The following is an 18,568-nucleotide window of genomic DNA, read 5'->3' on the forward strand; positions in this document are numbered from 1 at the left end:
TGTGATCTGGAGGGGAACCTGATTTCAGGCAAAAAAAAGCCGGACTGAAAAGCCCGGCCAAGTTATGAAGGTGCCACTTGGGGCAAACCTCCAGAGGGGAACACTTACCGCGCGCAATGGGAGGAGGCACAGCGGTAAGTAACTGTGATATGGATCAGCTTGCCCTATTCTTCAACCCCCAAAACACATTTATTTTTGACCATTTCGGAAAATTTTGAATTTTCCCGTCGCGATCCATAAGCCGAGAAAACTGAGGCGCCTTTCATGTGTCAATTCAGCCGTATAACCCCAGACAGAGTTCGGTGTATTCAGGAAGAAAGAAACTAAATCATTTCCAATTGATAGCTCGCTCATAACGGCGGATGTGCGACGCGGCGATGAGCGGGTACACTAATGCTATGAAATTATTAGAATAATTCTAAAACATTCCTGCGATTGTCAACTTCATTTAACTTGCAGTGAAGGCAGCGCGGATATAAAAGATGACCAATTGATGAAGGCTTTGTGCCGAATTTGAAGGGAAACGACCAGGAGCCAGGTCTGTTTCCCCGGTTATTGGACAAGTTTGTATGCTCGTACCTTTTCTCATCATGTTCCGCGAAGGTGTGGAAGCGGCCCTGATCGTTGGCATCATTGCGAGCTATTTGCATCAGACAGGTCGCAGCGCCTGGATGCCCGTCGTGTGGATAGGCATTCTTCTGGCGCTGGCAATGTCATTGACTGTCGGCGCTATCTTGCAGTTGCTCAGCGCGGAATTTCCGCAAAAAGCGCAGGAGCTCTTCGAAGCTATTATCGGTCTGATCGCCGTTGTCGTCCTGACCTCTATGGTGTTCTGGATGCGTAGGGCGGCAAGATCCATCAAGGTGGAACTGCATCAATCCATCGATGCGGCTTTTGAAACATCGACCTATCAGGGGTTGGGTCTGATCCTTATGGTTTTTTTCGCGGTGGCGCGGGAAGGGCTGGAGTCGGTGTTCTTTCTGCTTGCCGCTTTTCAGCAGAGCGAAGGCGGGGCAGCGCCACTCGGGGCGCTTCTTGGTGTGTTGCTGGCAGCGGCAGTCGGATACGGCATATACAAGGGCGGGTTGAGGCTCAATCTTCGCCGTTTCTTCCGCTGGACTGGTATTTTCATCCTGATAATCGCGGCCGGTATCCTCGCCAATTCCGTTATGGCGCTGCACGAAGCCGGGCTCTGGAACCGCTTTCAGGCAGTCGCCTTCGATGCCAGCAGCGTTCTTCCGCTCGATAGTGCGCTCGGTTCCATTCTGGCTGGAATTTTCGGCTACATCGCCACACCGACGATTAGCGAAGTGGTTGCCTATCTGGCGTTCCTCATTCCCGCGCTCGTCCTGTTTTTGATGCCGGGGGGGAACTCGACGACTGCCGCCCGGATCAAGACAAGTATTCAGTAAACGAGATTTTCATGACCAACTCGAAGTCCGCAGAACCGTTTTCGCGCAATCTGGTCCAGGTTGGACTGGCTCTGGCCGTATTGTTGCTTCTGGCGGCAGGTGCTGCATTTTATTATGCATCGAGAGTGTCGGATAAGGCGCGTCATGCAAATGCCGATGGCAAGATACGGGTGGCTATCAACGCCAGGAACTGCGAGCCGAATGAGCTCACTGTTCCGGCAGGGCGCTCGGTTTTCGAGATCGTCAATCAGTCCGACCGCACGGTAGAATGGGAAATTCTCGATGGCGTGATGGTGCTGGAAGAGCGTGAGAATATCGCGCCCGGTTTCAGGCAGATGATCACGGCAAAGCTCGCGCCGGGTGAATACCAGATCACCTGTGGGCTCCTGTCCAATCCGCGCGGCAAGCTTACTGTAACGCCGTCCGCCGTAAGCGAAGCAGAAAAGGGTAAGTTGCCGCTGACTGCATTCATCGGAGCGCTGGCCGAGTACCAGATTTATCTCGGCGTGGAGGTTGTTGCTTTTCAGAAGGTCGTGGGTGATCTCTCGACGGCTGTTGCGGGTGGCGATCTCGCTGCCGCACAGGCTGCATATGGCCCGGCGCGGGCTGCCTATGCACGCATTGCTCCGGTTTCCGAAGCCTTCTCCGATCTTGATACGGCCATCAATGCGCGGGCTGATTACTTTGAAAAGCGTGAACAGGATCCGGCTTTCGGCGGCTTGCATCGGATCGAATATGGTCTTTTTGAGCAGAAGTCGGTCGATGGGCTCGCTCCCGTAGTGCGGAAACTGGAGCAGGATGCGAGCGCCCTGAAGAAACGTATTCGCAGCTTGCGGATTTCGCCGGATCGTATGATGGCCGGTACTGCATCCGCATTGAATCGTTTTGCGTCTGTGGCAGGCGATAATGGCGAAGACCGCTATGCCCATACCGATCTGGAGGCTTTGTCGGGGCTTCTCGATGGTGCCGGAAAGACCGCCGATGTTCTGCGTCCCGTCGTTGTCAAAGCTGACGCCAAGGCGTTCGATAATGTCGACAGGGATGCAGCTTCCATCGCTAGGCTTCTCGCTACCGATGCCGAGGGCAATCACTACCGAACATATGACACGCTGTCCTCGGACGAAAAGGCAAAGATCAGAGATGGTGTGACCGCGCTCGCCACACAGTTTTCGAAACTCCGCGACCAGTTAGGGGTGGAATGATGACCAGAAAATTTTTCAGCAACAAAGATACTTCATCCAGAGAGACCGTTTCAGCCGGGCGCAGGGCCTTGCTGCTTGGAGCGGGAGCGACGGGCGTCGCTGGCGCGGTCGCGGGTGTTCTGGCGCCGCAGTCGGCTCAGGCGCTCTCGTCAGATAGCGTGACCAACGCCCCTGAAAGCGGCAAAATGCATGAGAGCCGGTCGTTCTACGGCAGATATCAGCCGGGCATTGTCACGCCGCGACCGGCCGCAGGTCTGGTTGCTTCGTTCGACGTCCTGGCGCGTGATCGCGCAGAACTGGAGCGCATGTTCAAGCTTTTGACCGAGCGCGCAGCATTTTTGATGAGGGGCGGTGAACCGCCGCAACTCGATCCGAAATTCCCACCATCCGATTCCGGTATTCTCGGGCCTGTCGTCACGCCCGACAATCTCACCATTACAGTGGCTCTCGGCGCCTCACTATTCGATGATCGTTTCGGGCTGAAGCCAATGAAGCCGAAACTTCTGCAACGCATGACTGGCTTTCCGAACGACGCGCTGCAGAAGGACATCTGCCACGGCGATCTTGTTGTTCAGTTCTGTTCGAATACGCCAGACACGAATATTCACGCACTGCGCGACATCATGAAGAACATGCCCGACCTCCTGATGGTCCGCTGGAAGCAGGAAGGCTCGGTGCCGGTGCAGCCGCCGCATTCTCCCAAGGCGAAGGAAAGCGCACGGAACTTCCTCGGCTTCCGGGACGGCTCCGCCAATCCGGATTCGACTGACGAGGCACTCATGCAGCAGGTCGTCTGGGTGACGGAAGCAAATGAAGAGCCGGAATGGGCGCTTAACGGCAGCTACATGGCCGTGCGCATCATTCGGAATTTCGTCGAGCGCTGGGACCGCACGCCGTTGCAGGAGCAGGAAGCCATTTTCGGCAGGCGCAAGGATAGCGGTGCTCCGTTTGATGGCAAAACCGAGACCGACGTTCCTGATTACGCGAAAGATGCCGACGGGAAGGTTACCCCGCTGGATTCGCATATTCGCCTGGCTAATCCGCGCGATGCAAGCGCCAGGGAACATCTCATTTTGCGTCGGCCATTCAACTATTCCAATGGCGTCAGCAAATCGGGGCAACTCGACATGGGGCTTCTCTTCATCGCCTATCAGGCCGATCTGGAGAAGGGATTCATTACTGTCCAGAACCGGCTGAACGGCGAGCCGCTTGAAGAATATCTCAAGCCGATCGGCGGCGGTTACTTCTTCACGCTGCCGGGTGTGCGGGATGAAAAGGATCATTATGCGCGTGCATTGCTGGTGGCGAGTGGTCCCCAGAGTGCCCGCGGATGACGGTGATGTCAGGATTTTGACTTGGTGCGCGTTTCTCGGAATGCGCTTTCTGTGGAGAGGTTAAACATGAAATATCGTCTGCCATTGCTTGCATCGGCATGTGCCGTTGCTCTCGCGCTCAGCTTAGGTGCCGCCAGAGCTGAAGTTTCGCCGCTGGACCTGGTTCAGCCGATTGCTGACTACAAGATCTATGTGCAGGACAATCTTGATATTCTCGTAAAGGATACCAAGGCCTTCACCGATGCGGTCAAAGCAGGCGAACTGGAAAAAGCCAGGGAGCTTTATCCGTCAACCCGCGTATCCTATGAAAAGATCGAGCCGATTGCCGAACTTTTTGCCGATCTCGATGCCTCCATCGACAGTCGTGCCGACGATCATGAGAACGGTGAGAAATCGGAAGATTTCACGGGCTTCCATCGCATCGAGTATGGCTTGTTCGCCCAGAATACGACCGACGGGCTGGCTTCGGTTGCCGACAGGCTCTACGCCGATGTGCTGGAACTGCAAAAGCGCGTAAAAGACCTGACTGTCCCGCCCGAAAAAGTGGTCGGTGGTGCTGCGGCCCTGCTCGAAGAAGTGGCTGCAACCAAGATTTCCGGTGAGGAGGACCGCTACAGCCATACTGACCTTTGGGATTTCAAGGCCAATGTCGACGGTGCCCAGAAAATCGTCGAACTTTTCAAGCCTTTGCTCGAAAAGGAGAATTCCGATCTCGTGAAAAAGGTTGAAGTCAACTTCAAGACTGTCGACGATATCCTCGCGAAGTACAAGAAGGGCGAGGGATACGAATCCTATGACAAGCTGTCGGATGACGACCGTAAGGCGCTTGCCGGCCCCGTGACGACACTGGCGGAAGATTTGTCCACACTGCGCGGCACGCTTGGCCTCAATTAGAGCTGCAATCCGCTCAAACTGGACGGAATTTAAAGATGGCGGAGCAATCCGCCATTTTCTTTGGAAGTGGGTTTAGCTTCCAGATGACCCGTTTGGGGCGCCGGGTCACGCGCTCATGCGTAGCTTGATTTCCGCATTGAGCAAGATGCGTTGGTTTTCGGGCAGTTCCAGCCGGTCATCTGTCGTTTCGCCGAGCGTTCGAAAGAGAAGTTCGATCGCCAGCCGACCGATCTCGTTATAATCCTGCGCCACGGTGGTAAGCGGCGGACAGGTATATTCGGAAAGCGGATTGTTATCGTGTCCCGCGACGCGCACGTCACAATCCTTGAGCCTGCCGATTTTCAATCCCGCTTGCCAGAGTGCCGCTGTAACGCCAAAGGCAATTCTGTCGTTGGAGCATAGAACGGTGCTGGACGGCAAGCGTCCCTTCTCACGCAGGATTCGCGCCGTCTGTTCAAAGGCGTATTGCTCAAAATCCCAGCTTCTGCTTGGCTCAAGGTCCACGATGCGCGGTTCAAACCCGAGCTTGTCCATTGCCTGACAATAGGCTTCCTGCCGCTTGATTGCGTTGTTGTTGACCATGGGCATGGAAAAATAACATGGTTCGCTGCCCGAGCGGCACAGATAATCAACGATCAGGTGAAAGGACCTGATATTGTCGGTACCGACAAAAGGAGACGTGTTGTTCAGTGGAGAGTCCACGTAGACAATAGGTATATCGTCGGCGAGATGGGCCAGCATCGAATGCTGAGACTGCTCGCCCAAGGGCGCGATGATCGCGCCAGCCACATTGAAGGAGCGCAAGGTTTCAATAGCTTGCTTTTCAAGCTCCGGTTTGCCGTCGGACGATAGCACGACGGCAAGAAAACCGCGTTGCTCGGCGAGCGATTGCAGCCGCCGTGTCATGGCCATGTAGAAATGGTCTAGCTGGTTTGGAATGATGATGCCAAGAATTGTCGTGCGCCGACGATTTAGGTTCACCGCGAAAAGATTGGGGCGAAACCCTGATTGTTTGACTGCAGCCTCAATGAGTTCGCGGGTCCGGGGGCGGACAGATGATGGATCGTTGAAATATTTCGAAACCGTAGGACGGGATAGTCCGACCAGTTCCGAAAACTCCTCCATGGTGCGTATCGTCTTGCGCACGTCTTTATGTCCTGTCCGTCTGCTGTCGCAGGCTTTTCATGGCCGCAACCTCTGTTCTGCTGAAGCCTTCAATTATGTCGGGACGCGTAGATCGACTTGGACGCCGGTTGTCAATGGCTGCCCTTCGTCAATGATTTCAAGGCTTTTCTCCGGCGTCATCTATCCATTTCCGTCCGGATGAAGTGCAGTCAAACTGACAAAGCCCGTACGGAACGTCAAGCAAACAAATGTGTTCATCGGGAATGATGCAGTGAAAAGTCAAATATGTTAAAACAACAAAAAACTGAAATTGCAGGGCGGAGGTGTCTGTATTTCTGACGTGCTGAATCATCATTTCGCGACTTGGTTCGGCCGGTGTTGCGAGTTGTGATGAAAAGACAGGGCGCACTGCGCTGATCTGGGAATACAGCCATGAGACAGTTATCCTGCCTCGCAACGCAAAATTGAAGACTGCGCTTGACAAGCCACGATGGCTCGCGCCATAAAGTTTACATATGTAAGAATTTTGCTATGCATTCGTAAAGGAGGAGGCGAGATGCGGACCAAATCGTATGTTGCGGGGCTGGTAGCTTCTGCTGCGAGTATCGCGTTTACGACCGGAGTTGCGTGGGCCGAGGAGCTCACCATCGCCACGGTCAATAATGGTGACATGATCATCATGCAAAAACTGTCGCCGGAATGGGAAAAGGAAACCGGCAACAAGATCAACTGGGTGGTGCTTGAAGAAAACGTGTTGCGGCAGCGTGTCACCACCGACATTGCCACCAAGAGCGGCCAGTTCGACATCTTGACTATCGGGGGCTATGAAACGCCGATCTGGGGCAAAGCCGGATGGCTTCTTCCGGTTGACGATCTTGGTGACGATTACGGTTACGACGATCTCATCAAACCGGTGCGCGCCGGTCTCACGGTCGACGGCAAGCTCTATGCAGTGCCATTCTATGCCGAGAGTTCGTTCACGCTTTACCGCAAGGACCTGTTCGATGCCGCGGGACTGAAGATGCCCGATGCGCCGACCTATGCCGAGATCAAGGAGTTTGCCACCAAACTCACCGACAAATCGAAGGAGCAATATGGTCTCTGCCTGCGCGGTAAGCCGGGTTGGGGCGAAAATATGGCTTATCTCGGTACTCTGGTGAACACGTTCGGCGGGCGCTGGTTCGACGAAAACTGGAAGCCGCAGATCAATTCGCCGGAATGGAAAAAGGCCATCAATTTTTACGTTGATCTGATGAAGGAAGCTGGCCCCCCCGGAATTACCTCGAATGGCTTCAACGAAAATCAGGCTTTGTTCTCTACTGGTCATTGCGCGATGTGGGTTGATGCAACGTCGGCAGCTGGACGCATTTACGACCCGAAGCAAAGCCAGGTTGCCGACAAGGTTGCTTTCACCAAGGCTCCCGTGGAGGTGACGCCGAACGGTTCTTCATGGGCTTGGTCATGGAATCTTGCGATTCCGGCTTCGAGCAAGAAGGTGGAAGCTGCAAAATCGTTCCTCAAGTGGGCGACTTCGAAACAATATGTCGAACTCGTCGGCAAGTCTGAAGGTTGGGTTGCCGTGCCTCCGGGTACGCGCCAGTCAACCTATGCCAATGAGGAATACAAGAAGGCCGCCCCCTTCGCGGGCACGGTGCTGAAGGCGATCGAATCCGCAGATCCGACCAAGCCGACCAAGGATCCGGTTCCCTATACCGGTATCCAGTTCGTGGCCATTCCAGAGTTTCAGGCTATAGGCACGCTCGTTGGGCAGGCGATCTCATCGGCTGTTGCCGGTCAGCAAAGCGTGGACGCGGCGCTGGATGGCACGCAGCGTCAGGTCGAGCAGATCATGACGCAGGCCGGTTACATCAAATAGCAGCAAATGCAGACCTGCCGCCTTCCTCTTCATTGAGGGCGGCAGGCTTGTTTCCTTGCAGCTAGCCAGATGAAAGGGGAGGAAAGGTTCGCTATGCCAGCAAATCAGGCATTGGCCACAGGCACGAAATCGCGTTTCGCCGCCCGATCACGGCGCAGTGTCCGCACCGGACCACTGCTCGCTCCGGCGGTCATCCTGCTTCTGTTGTGGATGATCGTTCCGCTGGCGATGACGATCTGGTTCTCGTTCCAGTACTATAATCTCATCAATCCTTTCATCACCGGTTTTGCCGGTTTCTCGAACTATTCCTTCTTACTGTCCGATCCGACGCTGTGGTCGGCAATTGTCAAGACGCTGATACTCGTCATGTCGGTATTGGCCATCTCGGTCGTTGTGGGCGTTCTCTTCGCCGTCATTTTCGATCAGGATTTCTGGGGCAAGAACATTGCCCGATTGCTGGTGATAGCGCCGTTCTTCGTCATGCCGACGGTTTCGGCGCTGATCTGGAAAAACCTCCTGATGCATCCGGTGAATGGGCTTTTTGCCTTCATTTCCCGAAGTTTCGGCTTGCCGGTCGTTGACTGGTTCGCACAGTTCCCGATGGCTTCGGTCATCATCATAGTGTCCTGGCAGTGGGTGCCTTTCGCAACGCTCATTCTCATGACTGCCATGCAGTCGCTTGACCGGGAGCAGATGGAAGCGGCGCGGCTCGACGGGGCCAAGGGACCCGTCATGTTCTTCTATATCGTTCTGCCGCATCTGTTGCGTCCGATCTCCGTCGTCATCATGATCGAGACAATTTTCCTGCTGTCGGTGTTTGCGGAAATTCTCGTTACTACCTCGGGCGGACCGGGCATCGCTACCACGACGCTCACCTATTTCATCTATCTGAAGGCGCTGCTGCAGTGGGATATCGGCGGCGCATCGGCTGCCGGCGTCATTGCCATTATCCTCGCCAATATCGTGGCCGCGTTCCTGATCCGGACCGTTGCGCGTAATCTGGACAATTAGGAGGCTGACCGATGGCTGTAAAACACAAGATCGACAGGGCCACGGTCTCCGCCGGCATCATCGGATGGATTGTGGCGCTCGCAATGTTCTTTCCGATTTTCTGGATGCTGCTTGCATCCTTCAAGACGGAGATCGACGCGGTTGCGCCGCCGAAGCTCTTTTTCGAGCCGACGCTTGAAAATTTTGCCGTGGTAAACCAGCGCGCGGATTATTTTCGCTATGCGATGAACAGCGTAGTGGAAAGTCTTGGTGCGACGATACTTTCGCTCATCGTTGCTGTGCCTGCGGCCTATGCGGCGGCGTTTTTCCCGGGCAAGCGCACAAAGGATCTGCTTCTTTGGATGCTGTCCACCAAGATGCTACCGGCCGTCGGGGTTCTGGTGCCGATCTATCTTCTGTCGCGTGACAGTGGGCTTCTCGATACGCGCACCGGCCTCATCATTATCTTCACCCTGTCCAACCTGCCGATTGTAGTGTGGATGCTCTATTCCTTCTTCAAGGAAGTTCCAGGCGAAATTCTGGAGGCAAGCCGCATGGACGGCGCGAAAGTGAGCCAGCAGATACGCTATCTGCTTTTACCGCTCAGCCTTCCCGGCATCGCGTCCACCGCGCTTCTCTCCATCATCCTGTGCTGGAATGAGGCGTTCTGGAGCCTCAACCTGACAGCTTCGCAGGCCGGGCCGCTCACCGCTTTCATTGCGTCCTTTTCCTCTCCGGAAGGTCTGTTCTGGGCAAAGCTGTCGGCGGCTTCGACACTCGCCATCGCGCCAATCCTCGTCTTCGGATGGGTCACGCAGCGCCAACTGGTGCGCGGTCTCACCTTCGGCGCCGTGAAATAAAGGAAATAAAATGGCCACACTTTCACTGAAGAACGCCACCAAATCCTTCGGCCCTGTTGACGTCATAAAAGGGGTCGATCTCGACATAGCGGACCGCGAATTCGTGGTTTTCGTGGGGCCGTCCGGTTCTGGAAAATCGACGCTTCTGCGCATGATTGCGGGGCTTGAGGAAATTACCAGTGGGGATCTTTCCATAGACGGTGAGCGTGTTAACGACACACCGCCGGATGAGCGCGGCCTTGCCATGGTATTCCAGACCTATGCGCTTTATCCGCATATGAATGTGCGCGACAATATGGGTTTCGCGCTCAAACTGGCAGGCGTGGCAAAGGCCGAACGCGATCGCAAGGTGGGGGAAGTGGCGAAAACGCTGCAACTTGACCAGCTTCTCGATCGCAAGCCGCGCCAGCTTTCAGGTGGGCAGCGCCAGCGTGTCGCCATCGGGCGCGCGATGGTCCGCGAGCCGAAGATTTTCCTGTTCGACGAACCGCTTTCGAACCTCGATGCGGCGTTGCGGGTGCAGATGCGCATCGAACTTGCGCGCCTGCATGACAGGCTGAATGCGACTATGATCTATGTTACGCACGACCAGGTGGAGGCGATGACGCTGGCCCACAAAATCGTCGTGCTGCGCGATGGGCGGGTAGAGCAGGTAGGGTCGCCTCTGGAACTTTATCATCATCCGGTTAATCGGTTCGTTGCCGGTTTCATCGGCTCGCCGACCATGAATTTCATAGATGTGAAAGTAAGTGCAACGGATGCGGATGGCGTGACGGTGGAACTCGCCAATGGCCGTTCTGTCAAGGTACCAGTGAAAAGCGATGGCGTGAGTGCCTCCGCGCCTCTGGTTCTCGGTATACGCCCTGAACATCTGCATCCTGCTGCCGACGGCATTCTTGACGGTGAGATCATGGTTGTCGAGCGGTTGGGTGGCGAGACCTATCTCTACGTGCAGCACGACGGCGCGAACGGCTTGATCGTTGCGGAAGCGGGGGGAAACAGCGTTGCCCGTGCGCATCAGCCGGCGAAGCTTGGATTCGATCCGGCGGATGCACATTTGTTCATGCCGGACGGTAAAGCTCTGGAACGTTATGAGCGGCATCCATTGCTTCTGGCAGAATAGAAACGCACTTTTGAGTGTAGACTTACATCCGGAGTTCCCCATGAGACTGAAAGACAAGGTTGCCCTTATCACCGGCGCGGCGCGCGGCATCGGGCTTGGCTTCGCCGAAGCCTATGCGCGTGAAGGCGCGAAGGTCATCATCGCCGATATCAATATCGAGCGGGCCGAGGAAGCCGCACGTGCCATAGGGGATTCGGCCCACGCCGTTCGACTGGATGTGACCGATCTTGGCGCAATCGACAAAGTGGTCGCGGAAATCGACGCGGAGTATGGCGGCATCGATATTCTGGTTAACAATGCCGCGATCTTCGACATGGCGCCGATCAATGAACTTACCGAAGACAGCTATGAGCGAGTGCTGGGCATCAATTTAAAAGGGCCTCTCTTCATGATGAAGGCCGTCTCCAATGTCATGATTAAGCGCGGACGTGGCGGGAAGATCATCAATATGGCCAGTCAGGCGGGCCGTCGCGGCGAGGCACTGGTGACACTTTATTGCGCCTCCAAGGCGGCGATCATCTCCGCGACGCAATCCGCGGCACTTGCGCTGGTGAAACACGGGATCAATGTAAATGCCATCGCCCCCGGAGTGGTCGATGGCGAACATTGGGATGTGGTAGACGCGAATTTTGCCAAGTGGGAAGGCCTGAAGCCGGGCGAGAAAAAAGCTGCGGTGGCAAAGTCGGTGCCTATCGGCCGCTTTGCGAAACCGGAAGATATCACCGGTATGGCCGTGTTCCTCGCTTCGTCGGATAGCGATTATGTCCTCGCCCAGACTTTCGGCGTGGATGGCGGCAACTGGATGGCTTGAACAAGCCCGGGTAAGGCGATGAAAGCGATATATTTCACTGGTCACGGTAAAGCCAGTCTGGCCGACCTGCCGGAACCGGAACTGAAGCCTGGTCACGTTCTGATCGATGTCAGAGCGTCCGGCCTATGTCACACGGATATCGACGTGTTGCACGGTCGTTATGGTTCCAGTGCTTCTCCGCTTGTGCCCGGACATGAATATGCAGGCGTCGTATTGGCCGTCGCGGAAGACGTGGCCAATGTGAGACCGGGAGACCGAATTGCCGTCGATCCCAATATTCCCTGCGGGCATTGCCGCGCTTGCCGGAAAGGCCTGAGTAATCTCTGCTCCAACCTGAAAGCCTATGGCGTCACCCACAATGGAGGCTTCGCGGAGCAAAGTCGCGTTCATGTGGCGCATGTTCATCCGATAGGTGATCTGTCGTTCGATGTTGCCGCACTCGCCGAACCATTGGCCTGTGTGTTGAATGGACTGGATACGGCGGGGTTGGGAACTGGGTCGCGATGTCCAGAGAACGCTCTCGTTTTCGGGGCTGGCCCCATAGGTTTGCTGATGGCCTTGTCACTAAAGGCGCAAGGGGTGGCGCAGGTGTCGGTCGCCGATATCAATGAACATCGCCTTGCCTTTGTGGAAAGTTTGGGGTTGGAGCCTGTCATGTCCGGTTCCGACGCGTTGGAAAAAAGCAGGCGCAGTTTCGACTTCGTGGCCGACGCTACCGGTATCGCGACGGTCGTGGAGGGCATGGTGGATTTTGCCGCGGATGGCGGCACGGTTCTGGTGTTCGGCGTCTGCGCACCAGATGCTCGAATTGCCGTCGCTCCGTTTGAAATTTTTCGCCGCCAGATACGCATTGCCGGTTCACATTCTTTGAATCGCAACATTCCACAGGCTTTGGAAATACTGAAAAAGGACAGAGGCGACATGGCGCGGCTCGTTTCACACCGGTTGCCGCTCAGTGAGATGCTGCCATTCTTCACCAAGCATGGCAGTGATTCCGCGACGATGAAAGTTCAGTTCGTAGCTGATTGATTTTAAAGGAAAGTGTCATGACAAAGCTGTCGCGCGCAACGCTCCAGAGCTTCGACAAGGTACACAGACCCGGTTACGACCCGGCAGGGCTGAGACCGGGTATCGTGCATTTCGGTGTTGGCAATTTCCATCGTGCGCATCAGGCCGTTTATCTGGATGAATTGTTCACAACCGGCGAGGGGCATGACTGGGCGCTGGTGGGGGCGGGCGTACGCGTCAGCGACGATGCGATGCGTGAAACGTTGAAGGCGCAGGACTGGCTTACTACTGTCGTCGAGCAGGAGGCCGACTATGCCGGCGCGCGGATTACCGCTTCCATGGTCGATTATGTGACCATATCCACGGATGAAGGACGCGAGGCCTTGATGGCCTATCTCACGTCGCCCGATACCCGTATCGTTTCGATGACGATTACGGAAGGTGGCTATTATATCGATCCCGCAAGCCAGACCTTCGATCCGGCTCATCCCGATATCGTGGCGGACGCGACGCATTCCGACAGACCGAAAACCGTTTTCGGCTTGATTGTCCTGGCACTAAAACTGCGCAGGGAGGCAGGTGTCGCGCCTTTCACGGTCATGTCATGCGACAACATTCCCGGCAACGGGCATGTTACGGAAGACGCGGTGACGGGCCTTGCAAAGTTGAGCGACCCCGTTTTTGCCGATTGGATTTCGGCTAACGTCGCCTTTCCGAATTCAATGGTGGATCGCATCACACCCGCTACTGGCGCACGCGAAAGAGAGATCGCCGCGAAGGATTTTGGCGTCGAAGATCGTTGGCCGGTTTTCTGCGAAGGTTTCAGGCAATGGGTGGTGGAGGATAATTTCCCGACCGGGCGACCCGCGCTGGAAAAGGTTGGCGTTACTTTTACCGATCAGGTGGCCGCTTACGAATTGATGAAAATCCGCATCCTCAACGGTGGTCATGCGGCTATCGCCTATCCGGGCGGATTACTCGATATTCACTTCGTTCACGAAGCGATGGAGCATCCGTTGATCCGGCGCTATCTGGAAAAGCTTACCCAGGAAGAGATTATCCCGGAAGTGCCTCTGGTGCCGGACACGAACCTGGACGAATATCGGATACTGATTGACAAACGTTTTGCCAATCCGCGTATCGGCGACACCATTCGCCGCCTGTGTCTGGACGGTTCCAACCGTCAGCCGAAATTCATCCTGCCGACAGCAGTTGATCGTGTTGCCGAAGGTAAATCCGTCACCGGTCTTGCACTGGTGTCGGCCTTCTGGTGCCGTTACTGCTACGGTACGACTGACAGCGGCACAGTGATCGAGCCGAACGATCCGTCATGGGATCGCCTCACCAAGCAGGCCGCTCTTGCAAAAGACAACCCGGCGGCCTGGCTTGCCATGGACGATATTTTTGGCGCACTAGCTTCAAATCCCGCTTATGTCGCGGCATTTTCGTCTGCTCTTCTGCGCATATGGCAGGAAGGCACAGTCAAAGCGCTGGAACGCTATCTGGCTGATGAACCGTTGTAAGAGCAGTCACAGCGCGCCCGGATAGACCCTCACCGGCCGGTTATCCTTGACCGATTCCATCACGACGAAGGTGGATGTGCTCGCCACATTGGGCAGGCTGGAAATCTTTTCGCCCAGCACTTCGCGATAGCGTCGGATGTTGTGTGTGCGTACTTTCAAAAGATAGTCGAAGGAGCTTGCTATCATATGGCACTCCTCGACTTCGCGGATTTTGCGAACGGCGGTATTGAAGGCGTTGAGTGCCGTTTCACGTGTGTCCGATAGTTTGACGGTCGTGAATGCAATATGGTCGAGGCCCAGTTTTTCCGGATCGATTGCCGCGCGAAAGCCCAGAATATAACCTTCATCGACAAGTCGTTTCAGTCGTGCCTGACATGGCGTTTTGGAAAGCCCGACTTTTTTTGACAGTTCGGTCACGGGAATGCGCCCGTCTTCGCTCATCACTTCCAGAATGCGGCGATCGAACTGATCCAGATCGTCTACAGAGTCTATTTTTCTCATTCTATTAGCCTTCCATAGTTCCAATAATAGGATCGGATTTCCTTTCTGTAGCCGAAATGAAGGCAGAATGAAATTTCCACCAATGATAATGTGCACCCAAATCAAAGAAGGGTTATCCTGAGTGACATCTGGAGCCGTTTCCTTTTTGTGAGCAGTGCACCATGACCGACAATATTCCCGTTTCCAAAGCTCCCGTTTTTCAGAATTTCGCGCCGCCGATTCGCGAGCAGAGCGCGCTGCGTCAGGCGATCACCGCCGCCTATCGCCGCCCGGAAGCCGAGTGCGTTACGGCTTTGGTCGAGCAGGCGACTTTGCCGGAAGAAACGCGCAAGGCCATTCGCACCACGGCGCGCCGTCTGATCGAGGCGCTACGCGCCAAGCACAAGGGTACCGGCGTCGAAGGTCTGGTGCATGAATATTCACTGTCGAGTCAGGAAGGCGTGGCGCTGATGTGCCTTGCCGAGGCCCTTTTGCGCATCCCGGACATGGCGACCCGTGACGCGCTGATCCGTGACAAGATTTCACACGGCGACTGGAAATCCCATATGGGCGGCGGACGTTCGCTGTTCGTCAATGCCGCTACATGGGGCCTTGTCGTCACCGGCAAGCTCACCAATACGGTCAATGATCACGGTCTTTCGGCGGCGCTGACGCGTCTGATCGCGCGCTGCGGCGAGCCGGTCATCCGGCGCGGCGTCGATATGGCGATGCGCATGATGGGCGAGCAGTTCGTCACCGGCGAAACCATTGACGAAGCACTGAAACGGGCAAAAGCGCTGGAAGAGCGCGGCTTCCGCTATTCCTACGATATGCTGGGCGAGGCAGCTACGACGGCAGCCGATGCAGAGCGTTATTACGAGGATTACGAGACGGCCATTCATGCCATCGGTCGCGCTTCCGCCGGTCGCGGGATTTATGATGGTCCCGGTATTTCGATCAAGCTTTCGGCGCTTCATCCGCGCTATGTCCGCTCGCAGAGCGAACGCGTCAAGGGCGAGCTGTTGCCCAAGGTGAAGGCACTGGCCGCAATCGCCAAGTCTTACAATATCGGCCTCAATATCGATGCTGAGGAAGCTGACCGTCTGGAACTGTCGCTCGACCTGTTGCAGAGCCTTTGTGAAGACCCCGATCTGGCGGATTGGGAAGGCATCGGCTTTGTCGTGCAGGCCTATGGCAAGCGCTGCCCCTTCGTGCTCGATTTCATCATCGATATGGCGCGCCGCAACAAGCGCCGCGTTATGGTGCGTCTGGTCAAGGGGGCTTACTGGGACGCCGAAATCAAGCGTGCGCAGGTGGACGGTCTGGAAGATTTTCCGGTCTATACGCGCAAGGTTCACACCGATGTTTCTTATATCGCATGCGCCCGCAAGCTTCTGGCCGCAACCGATGCGGTCTTCCCGCAATTTGCGACGCATAATGCGCTGACGCTTGCCACCATCTACCATCTGGCCGGAGAAGATTTCAAAACCGGCAAGTTCGAGTTCCAATGCCTGCACGGCATGGGTGAACCGCTTTATGACGAAGTGGTTGGTCCGTCGAAGCTGGGCCGTCCGGCGCGCATCTATGCGCCCGTTGGCACGCATGAAACGCTGCTGGCCTATCTGGTGCGCCGCCTTCTCGAAAACGGCGCCAATTCCTCTTTCGTCAACCGTATCGGAGACGAAAGCGTTTCCGTCGATGAACTGGTGGCCGATCCGGTCGAGGTTGTGCGTTCCATGGCTGTGGTTGGTGCGCGCCACGACCAGATTGCGCTCCCAGAAAGTCTCTATGGCGCTCGCCGGAATTCCACTGGCTTCGATCTTTCCAATGAAGTGACGCTTGACGCTTTGAGCAAAACCCTTGCGGAAACGGCAAGCCGCGAATGGGTGGCCGAACCGCAGATCGCTGGCAAAAAGGTCAAGGGCACAAGCCGCCCTGTTCTGAACCCCGGTGACCGCGACGATATTGTCGGTACGGTCACCGAAATTGACGCAGCAGACGTTGCCAGGGCGATGGCCATCGCGGAGAAAGCCACCGCAAGCTGGTCGGCCTTTGCGCCGGTAACACGCGCCGCCTTTCTTGAACGTGCCGCCGACATCATGCAGCGCGACATGCCGCAATTGCTGGGTCTCGTGATGCGCGAAGCCGGTAAATCCATGCCGAACGCCATCGCCGAAGTGCGCGAAGCGATTGATTTCCTGCGTTATTATGCCGAGCAGACTCGCCGCACGCTGGGCGTCGGCCATAAACCGCTTGGGCCTGTCGTTTGTATTAGCCCGTGGAATTTCCCGCTGGCTATCTTCACCGGCCAGATTGCTGCTGCCCTCGTCGCGGGTAATCCGGTTCTGGCCAAGCCTGCCGAAGAAACGCCGCTGATCGCGGCGCAGGGCGTGCGTATCCTGCATGAAGCGGGCATCCCCACCGATGCATTGCAGCTTCTGCCGGGTGATGGCCGTATCGGCGCAGCGCTGGTGGCCGCACCTGAAACCTGCGGCGTGATGTTCACCGGCTCGACAGAGGTGGCGCGGCTTATTCAGGCGCAGCTTGCCACGCGCCTGTTGCCGAATGGCAAGCCAATCCCGCTCATCGCGGAAACCGGTGGCCAGAACGCCATGATCGTGGATTCGTCGGCTTTGGCGGAACAGGTTGTCTTCGACGTGATCGCCTCGGCTTTCGATAGCGCCGGTCAGCGCTGTTCGGCGCTGCGTGTGCTCTGCCTTCAGGACGATGTTGCCGATCGTATTTTGACCATGCTCAAGGGCGCGTTGAAGGAACTCTCCATCGGTCGCACCGACAAACTCAATGTCGATATTGGCCCGGTCATTACCGATGAAGCCAAGGGCATTATCGAAAAGCACATTGACGCGATGCGCGGCCTTGGCCGCAAGGTCGAGCAGCTTCCGCTGGGGGCTGAGACGGATCAGGGCACATTCGTTGCACCGACGATCATCGAGATCGAATCCTTGAGCGATTTGAAGCGCGAGGTGTTTGGTCCGGTTCTGCATGTAGTGCGCTACAAGCGCGACGACATGGAGCACCTGATCGACGATATTAATGCAACCGGCTATGGCCTGACCTTCGGTCTGCACACGCGCCTTGACGAAACCATTGCCAATGTCGCGGGGCGTATTCGCGTTGGTAACATCTATATCAACCGCAATGTCATCGGTGCGGTTGTTGGTGTGCAGCCCTTCGGCGGTCGCGGCCTGTCCGGTACTGGCCCCAAGGCGGGTGGCCCGCTTTATCTGGGGCGTCTGGTGGATAATGCGCCGATCCCGCCGCGTCACAGCTCGGTTCATACCGATGCGGCACTCAAGGATTTTGCCAAGTGGCTCGGCAATCGCGGCGAGAATGATCTGGCGCAGGCGGCGCGCGAAACCGGCAGCGCTTCGGCGCTTGGCCTTGAGATCGAATTTTCCGGGCCGGTCGGCGAGCGCAATCTCTATGCGCTTCATCCGCGGGGCCGCATCCTGCTTGTTCCGCAGACCGAGATCGGTCTTTATCGCCAGCTTACCGCAGTTCTTGCCACCGGCAATATGGCGGTAATCGATGCGGCTTGCGCCCTTCAGGAGAGACTCAAGGATTTGCCGGCCAACGTCGCCTTACGCATTCACTGGAGCAAGGACTGGGCCACGGATGCGCCTTTTGCAGGCGCGCTGATCGAAGGCGACAGTGCCCGGATACTGGAGGTCAACCAGAAGATCGCGGCACTGCCAGGGCCATTGGTGCTCACCCAGGCTGCCTCTTCGACGGAACTGGCACAGGATGATGCCTATTGCCTCAACTGGCTCCTGGAAGAAGTTTCGACCTCGATCAACACCACCGCAGCAGGTGGTAATGCCAGCCTGATGGCAATCGGCTGATCCTTCGGCAGATATTAATACAGAAAGGCGGCGTGAAAGCCGCCTTTTCTTTGTTTGTTGTGCCGCA

The 18,568-nt window shown here is 56.2% G+C and carries 14 protein-coding genes; 12 read left to right on the forward strand and 2 right to left on the reverse strand.

Features of this window, described 5'->3' with window-relative positions:
- Positions 1-569 precede the first annotated feature (569 nt).
- The 4 genes from efeU to efeO (FHS76_RS03300) all read left to right on the forward strand — a co-directional run bounded on the left by efeU (position 570) and on the right by efeO (FHS76_RS03300) (position 4,842).
- The gene (gene efeU / locus FHS76_RS03285) at positions 570-1,412 is read left to right on the forward strand and encodes an iron uptake transporter permease EfeU (RefSeq protein ID WP_183648027.1); all 843 of its coding nucleotides are present in this window, start codon (positions 570-572) and stop codon (positions 1,410-1,412) included.
- A gap of 11 nt (positions 1,413-1,423) precedes the next feature.
- Positions 1,424-2,614 (forward strand): iron uptake system protein EfeO, encoded by a 1,191-nt coding sequence (efeO, locus tag FHS76_RS03290; protein WP_183648030.1) that lies wholly within the window; start codon positions 1,424-1,426, stop codon positions 2,612-2,614.
- The gene (gene efeB / locus FHS76_RS03295; RefSeq protein WP_183648034.1) at positions 2,614-3,948 is read left to right on the forward strand and encodes an iron uptake transporter deferrochelatase/peroxidase subunit; all 1,335 of its coding nucleotides are present in this window, start codon (positions 2,614-2,616) and stop codon (positions 3,946-3,948) included. Before efeO (FHS76_RS03290) ends, efeB begins: the two co-directional genes overlap by 1 nt.
- A 66-nt stretch (positions 3,949-4,014) precedes the next feature.
- On the forward strand, positions 4,015-4,842 hold the full coding sequence (gene efeO, locus FHS76_RS03300; protein ID WP_183648037.1) for an iron uptake system protein EfeO: 828 nt from the start codon (positions 4,015-4,017) through the stop codon (positions 4,840-4,842).
- A 105-nt stretch (positions 4,843-4,947) separates the two neighbouring features.
- Here the strand turns inward: efeO (FHS76_RS03300) and FHS76_RS03305 are convergent, their stop codons facing one another.
- The gene (locus FHS76_RS03305) at positions 4,948-5,967 is read right to left on the reverse strand and encodes a LacI family DNA-binding transcriptional regulator (protein ID WP_183648437.1); all 1,020 of its coding nucleotides are present in this window, start codon (positions 5,965-5,967) and stop codon (positions 4,948-4,950) included.
- Positions 5,968-6,523: 556 nt separating this feature from the next.
- On the opposite strand from FHS76_RS03305, the gene FHS76_RS03310 reads away from it, so the two are divergent.
- The 7 genes from FHS76_RS03310 (at position 6,524) to FHS76_RS03340 (ending at position 14,158) form a co-directional block, all read left to right on the forward strand.
- On the forward strand, positions 6,524-7,843 hold the full coding sequence (locus tag FHS76_RS03310) for an ABC transporter substrate-binding protein (RefSeq protein ID WP_183648040.1): 1,320 nt from the start codon (positions 6,524-6,526) through the stop codon (positions 7,841-7,843).
- Between the two features lie 93 nt (positions 7,844-7,936).
- On the forward strand, positions 7,937-8,854 hold the full coding sequence (locus FHS76_RS03315; protein WP_183648043.1) for a carbohydrate ABC transporter permease: 918 nt from the start codon (positions 7,937-7,939) through the stop codon (positions 8,852-8,854).
- An 11-nt stretch (positions 8,855-8,865) separates the two neighbouring features.
- Positions 8,866-9,693 (forward strand): carbohydrate ABC transporter permease, encoded by an 828-nt coding sequence (locus FHS76_RS03320; protein WP_183648046.1) that lies wholly within the window; start codon positions 8,866-8,868, stop codon positions 9,691-9,693.
- Between the two features lie 10 nt (positions 9,694-9,703).
- Positions 9,704-10,816, forward strand: a complete 1,113-nt coding sequence (locus FHS76_RS03325) for an ABC transporter ATP-binding protein (protein ID WP_183648049.1) — start codon at positions 9,704-9,706, stop codon at positions 10,814-10,816.
- 40 nt (positions 10,817-10,856) lie between these two features.
- Entirely contained in the window at positions 10,857-11,627 is a 771-nt protein-coding gene (locus FHS76_RS03330) for an L-iditol 2-dehydrogenase (protein WP_183648051.1), read from the forward strand.
- Between the two features lie 18 nt (positions 11,628-11,645).
- Complete coding sequence (locus FHS76_RS03335) at positions 11,646-12,656, forward strand: zinc-dependent alcohol dehydrogenase family protein (RefSeq protein WP_183648053.1); 1,011 nt, start codon at positions 11,646-11,648, stop codon at positions 12,654-12,656.
- Between the two features lie 17 nt (positions 12,657-12,673).
- Complete coding sequence (locus FHS76_RS03340; RefSeq protein ID WP_183648055.1) at positions 12,674-14,158, forward strand: mannitol dehydrogenase family protein; 1,485 nt, start codon at positions 12,674-12,676, stop codon at positions 14,156-14,158.
- A gap of 6 nt (positions 14,159-14,164) precedes the next feature.
- Here the strand turns inward: FHS76_RS03340 and FHS76_RS03345 are convergent, their stop codons facing one another.
- Positions 14,165-14,659 carry an Lrp/AsnC family transcriptional regulator gene (locus tag FHS76_RS03345; RefSeq protein WP_183648057.1) on the reverse strand — a complete coding sequence of 165 codons (495 nt, stop codon included), beginning with the start codon at positions 14,657-14,659 and terminating at the stop codon, positions 14,165-14,167.
- Between the two features lie 161 nt (positions 14,660-14,820).
- On the opposite strand from FHS76_RS03345, the gene putA reads away from it, so the two are divergent.
- Positions 14,821-18,501 (forward strand): trifunctional transcriptional regulator/proline dehydrogenase/L-glutamate gamma-semialdehyde dehydrogenase, encoded by a 3,681-nt coding sequence (gene putA, locus FHS76_RS03350; protein WP_183648059.1) that lies wholly within the window; start codon positions 14,821-14,823, stop codon positions 18,499-18,501.
- The last annotated feature ends 67 nt before the right edge of the window (positions 18,502-18,568 follow it).

The sequence above is a fragment of the Brucella daejeonensis genome (assembly GCF_014199265.1).
Taxonomy (GTDB): Bacteria; Pseudomonadota; Alphaproteobacteria; order Rhizobiales; family Rhizobiaceae; genus Brucella; species Brucella daejeonensis.

Bases quoted from the DNA above. Each gene is read 5' to 3' on its own strand.
- efeU (WP_183648027.1), top strand. From the start codon at position 570: ATGCTCGTACCTTTTCTCATCATGTTCCGCGAAGGTGTGGAAGCGGCC.
- efeO (WP_183648030.1), top strand. From the start codon at position 1,424: ATGACCAACTCGAAGTCCGCAGAACCGTTTTCGCGCAATCTGGTCCAG.
- efeB (WP_183648034.1), top strand. From the start codon at position 2,614: ATGACCAGAAAATTTTTCAGCAACAAAGATACTTCATCCAGAGAGACC.
- efeO (WP_183648037.1), top strand. From the start codon at position 4,015: ATGAAATATCGTCTGCCATTGCTTGCATCGGCATGTGCCGTTGCTCTC.
- FHS76_RS03305 (WP_183648437.1), bottom strand. From the start codon at position 5,967: ATGGAGGAGTTTTCGGAACTGGTCGGACTATCCCGTCCTACGGTTTCG.
- FHS76_RS03310 (WP_183648040.1), top strand. From the start codon at position 6,524: ATGCGGACCAAATCGTATGTTGCGGGGCTGGTAGCTTCTGCTGCGAGT.
- FHS76_RS03315 (WP_183648043.1), top strand. From the start codon at position 7,937: ATGCCAGCAAATCAGGCATTGGCCACAGGCACGAAATCGCGTTTCGCC.
- FHS76_RS03320 (WP_183648046.1), top strand. From the start codon at position 8,866: ATGGCTGTAAAACACAAGATCGACAGGGCCACGGTCTCCGCCGGCATC.
- FHS76_RS03325 (WP_183648049.1), top strand. From the start codon at position 9,704: ATGGCCACACTTTCACTGAAGAACGCCACCAAATCCTTCGGCCCTGTT.
- FHS76_RS03330 (WP_183648051.1), top strand. From the start codon at position 10,857: ATGAGACTGAAAGACAAGGTTGCCCTTATCACCGGCGCGGCGCGCGGC.
- FHS76_RS03335 (WP_183648053.1), top strand. From the start codon at position 11,646: ATGAAAGCGATATATTTCACTGGTCACGGTAAAGCCAGTCTGGCCGAC.
- FHS76_RS03340 (WP_183648055.1), top strand. From the start codon at position 12,674: ATGACAAAGCTGTCGCGCGCAACGCTCCAGAGCTTCGACAAGGTACAC.
- FHS76_RS03345 (WP_183648057.1), bottom strand. From the start codon at position 14,659: ATGAGAAAAATAGACTCTGTAGACGATCTGGATCAGTTCGATCGCCGC.
- putA (WP_183648059.1), top strand. From the start codon at position 14,821: ATGACCGACAATATTCCCGTTTCCAAAGCTCCCGTTTTTCAGAATTTC.